Origin of the sequence: Acinetobacter sp. RF14B, from assembly GCF_006864105.1 — a bacterium.
GTDB classification, from domain to species: Bacteria; Pseudomonadota; Gammaproteobacteria; order Pseudomonadales; family Moraxellaceae; genus Acinetobacter; species Acinetobacter lwoffii_C.
The window spans coordinates 1-4,152 of record NZ_SMTB01000139.1; the positions used below are offsets into that span (position 1 = coordinate 1).

The window sequence follows — 4,152 nt, forward strand, 5'->3', positions numbered from 1 at the left end:
ATAATTCAAGTGAATTTGTTTGAAAGAAGAACTTTAAAAGCTTTATTTTCACCCGATAAAATACCCATAAAACAAGAGGAAGCTCAAATGAGCTTCCTCTTGTGAAAAATTGTGGGACAGCAATGGCCATAAGGCTGCTTTTTTTATATCGCCAGAATTGTTTAAATAGGCTTAATCTTTTATATGAGCATCCTGCCGATGCGTCTGGATTTTTTTGATTTACGTCTTTTTCTCAATATAGTCGATACCGGTAGCCTAACCAGAGGGGCTGAACGCTCTGCCATTTCTTTACAAGCGGCCAGTGAACGGATTAAAAAGCTGGAACAGCAATATCAGGTCAGTCTGTTCAGCCGCCATTCGGGTGGGGTAAAAATGACTTTTGCAGGACAGGTCTTTGCTGAGCATGCCCAAGCCCTGTTGCAACAAGGACAACAACTGTCTCAAGCCATGGCCGGCTTTAGTGAAGGACTCAACTCCAATATCAGCTTATGGTGTAACTCCTCAGCACAAAGTGAGTACCTGCCCCTATTATTACCCCAGTATTTGGTAAATAATCCAAATATCCAGATCGATTTAAAAGAAGCAGAAAGCAATGACATCATTGCAGCTTTGGTGAGCGGCACTGCCAAGCTAGGACTGATCTCTAGCTTTTTTCCTGCACCCCAATTACAGACTCTGGAATTTTCAGATGATCCTCTGGTACTGATCTGTCCTGAACAGCATGCTTTGGCCACGAATCCGGCATTAAAATTAGCAGACTGTCTGAATTATCCCTTTGTGGGCTTGATGCAATATCACTCTTTGCAGCAGTCGATTGAAACCCAAGCTCGCTTGCTGAACTGTGAAATTCAGTACCGCTTGCGCTTACCGAATTTTGCGGCCATTGCCCAAGTTGTGGCCAATGGAGTAGGTATTGCAATTATGCCAAAACGCGCTGCACAACATTTATCAAAACTCTATGCATTTCAGCAAATCCAACTGACCGGAGATTGGGCCAACCGTAAGTTATTGTTAGCTGCAAAGAGCTTTGATGAACTGAGCACGGCCTATCAGCACTTTAGCCAGTTCCTCATTTCTACGGATGTACAAAAAATCCTGAATTAAATCCAGCCGAATTGATGCAACGCCATATAGCTGCCTAAGGCAATCAGGCCGATAAAAAATACGGTACGGAATGTCTGTTCAGGGATACGGGAACGGATGTTCTTGCCGAACCACATCCCGATCAAGGCAGGAAGCAGTGCAATTGCGGACATGGCATAATCAATCGGCATATCTTCTACCGGGTTTCGGTGCAGGAAAATGGCCAAACATACCGTCGAGGTAGTAAATACAAGACCCAAGGCCTGTACCAGATCATCACGTTTTAAATGCAGGGTCTGCAAATAAGGCACCACTGGAATCACCACTACACCCGTCGCCACGGTTAAGGCACCGCCAAGATATCCCATCATCGGAGAAAGCCACTTTTCATACTGGCTTAAATCTGGCATCCGTTTCGCCAGTAAACCATATAGGCCATATAGGGCAAGCATCGCGCCCAATAAGGCTTCACTGTGAAATTCAGAATGGCCTAACGTCGGAAAAACACTCCAGACCGAACCCACGATAATGCCGGCCAGCAATAGCCAGAAACGGCGAATCAGTTTCAGCACATGACCTTCAGCAAAGAGTTGCCAAAAATTGGTCAGCATTGAAGGTACAATGAGTAAAGTTGCTGCCTGAAATGGACTCATAAATATAGTCAGCAATCCCATAGATACCGCAGGCAAACCCAAGCCAATGGTGCCTTTAATCAGACCAGCCAGCGCAAAAATAGCAATAACAAAAGCAGTCATCTGATGACCCTAAATTGATTTAGGTCCATGCTATAGAAATCACGGATAGAGAAAAATCAGGGTTTTAAGAAGGAAGCCTCAAGTAAATCTTGAGGCTTCAGATGAATGTGCTGAAAACTAGCAGACTGATCAGCGAAAATCGGATTTAAAACTGGTTTAAGGACGAAATTCTTTTAGCTCCCGCTGAATAAAATACTGGAACATTTCCCGGTACAGATGCTCAATAAATTTCTGGTCCACACCCTGCTGTTGGGCCAAAGCCCTTACCTTTTCCACAATCTGCTCCATACGCTCCGGTGATTGCAGATCGGTTTCAGTTTTTTTAAAACGTGTGGTTTGATCAACATAGAATTGACGCGCAGCAATCAGCTCAACTAAAGCTGTATCAATGGCATCGATCTGGTGACGTGCATGTTGTAATGATTCAGCTTTGATTTTTTCCATATTGATTCAGTTCATGCTCAGTTTGATTATCACTTTTATACTTTTCTTCTAACACATTACTGAAAATACTTTCAATCATCCAGACACGATATAGGCTATTAAATGTGTAACTTTGCCCTTCAATCCGCAATTCCAGCACCGGGAAATCAGGCTGGGACTTCATTTCACACAAAGTGTCGTTTTCTTGTAATTTGGTCTGAATATCTTCCTGGGTCAGCTCGTCCAGCTTCAACTCCTGTTGTAGGCGCTTGATATGCGGCGCATAGGACAAGTCATAGCCACGCGTCCAGACGGCTTGCAGAATTTGGTACATGGCATCAATGCGCTGCTCTTCCGGACAGCCATAGAATAACTGTGCCATCGGTACAATAGCCTGCTCAGTCGGTCGGCAAAAAGGGGTAAATTTGACCTCGGTACGTTTGGATAAACGGGTCGCCAGATTCCATTCAAACCAGTCCCGTCCACGATAGGATAAGGGATAGACATTCAGCCGGATATTATAAAAATCGGCCAGCTCTTCCTTGATATAAGCCAATAACAGCCAGGAAATCGGATCTTCCAGCGCAATATACAGATCCAGTTCCGGATTCATTGACTGGATTTCATTCAGCTCTTCTGCATCACTGATCAAATGCTCACGCCATTCAATATGATTGATCAGGAAAATCGGATTATCGGTCAGCAGCTTTTGCTGTTTCAAGCGCCGGGTCAGACGCAGTAAATCATCTACCGCATGATACTGACGTCCGCCAAAAGTGAAATAGCTGGCCAGAATAGGGGTGGTATTGAAAATCCGTTCCGGAAAATTTTGCGGGGCATGATGGCGACTGGCCATGATATATAAGGTGCGTAATTTTCCGTTCTGTTTTTGCCAGAGCATATGGAACACGTCTTCGAGCAGATACAGAAAATTCTGTCCACGTAAGGGGGTATTTTTCAGAATGACTGCGGCCTGTTTCAGGGCTTCCGGACTGGGCAGCTCAGGCTTATCGTGGAAGCTGAAACGATGCTGCTTGGCCAGAATTTTCGCATCATGAATGCAGTAATGCTGCCATTCATCAAAGGACATCTGGTTGGGGGGGTCAGCGCGCTGCTCGGAAATCACGACTTTGAGAGGCTTGAGCTGCGGGCTTAAGATCTCTTCCAGCTGGGGCAGCTGCTGTACGGCCAGATAACTATAGACATCATCCAGTCTTAAATGGATGCTGAGACCATCTTCAATAGATAACACCGCTTGACGAACTGGCTTCTGGTAAAACCAGCTCGATCGGATTGGATCAAACCAACGGCGTAACAGGGACATGAGATCAGCCTCGAATAATGTCTTGTCGTGCCAACCCCTGCTGGCACGCTTGCGCTATGCAAGCCCCTATTATGAAGAGATTTGCATAGAGATATAAGTCTTGTGCAAATTTTATATCAAGTCATGAACAAATGTTCAATATTTAACAATGAATTAGACCTCAAGATTGAGATCAGTGACTGCCCCTTTTTCAGCACCGGTGGTCAATTTAGCAAACTTTGCCAAAGCACCAGAGCGATAATGGGGTGCAGGTTTGACCCAGGCGGCACGGCGTACTGCCAGTTCTTCATCGGAAATATGCAGGGTCATTTCACGGGTTTCGGCATTGATCGAGATTTTATCGCCATTTTTAACCAGTCCGATCGGGCCGCCTTCATAAGCTTCGGGCGTCACATGACCAATCACAAAACCATGACTGCCGCCGGAAAAACGGCCATCGGTAATTAAAGCCACTGAGTTGCCCAGTCCTTTGCCAATAATGGCCGAGGTCGGTTTGAGCATTTCAGGCATGCCCGGACCACCTTTCGGGCCTTCACCACGAATTACCACCACTTCACCGGGCTTGAC

At 45.5% G+C, this 4,152-nt stretch carries 5 protein-coding genes; 1 reads left to right on the top strand and 4 read right to left on the bottom strand.

Annotation, left to right across the window (positions count from 1 at the left end):
- Positions 1–198 precede the first annotated feature (198 nt).
- Positions 199–1,104, top strand: coding sequence for a LysR family transcriptional regulator (locus E2K52_RS13595; protein WP_151205567.1), 906 nt, complete (start codon positions 199–201; stop codon positions 1,102–1,104).
- Here the strand turns inward: E2K52_RS13595 and E2K52_RS13600 are convergent.
- The 4 genes from E2K52_RS13600 to E2K52_RS13615 form a co-directional block, all read right to left on the bottom strand.
- The gene (locus E2K52_RS13600) at positions 1,101–1,838 is read right to left on the bottom strand and encodes a sulfite exporter TauE/SafE family protein (protein WP_151205564.1); all 738 of its coding nucleotides are present in this window, start codon (positions 1,836–1,838) and stop codon (positions 1,101–1,103) included. The two genes, E2K52_RS13595 and E2K52_RS13600, sit on opposite strands and share 4 nt — an antisense overlap.
- A gap of 156 nt (positions 1,839–1,994) precedes the next feature.
- Positions 1,995–2,282, bottom strand: a complete 288-nt coding sequence (locus tag E2K52_RS13605) for a chorismate mutase (protein WP_151205565.1) — start codon at positions 2,280–2,282, stop codon at positions 1,995–1,997.
- The gene (locus E2K52_RS13610; protein ID WP_151205566.1) at positions 2,263–3,585 is read right to left on the bottom strand and encodes a hypothetical protein; all 1,323 of its coding nucleotides are present in this window, start codon (positions 3,583–3,585) and stop codon (positions 2,263–2,265) included. Before E2K52_RS13610 ends, E2K52_RS13605 begins: the two co-directional genes overlap by 20 nt.
- Before the next feature lie 153 nt (positions 3,586–3,738).
- A partial coding sequence (locus E2K52_RS13615; RefSeq protein WP_171478869.1) for a dihydroxy-acid dehydratase occupies positions 3,739–4,152 on the bottom strand: 414 nt, incomplete at its 5' end.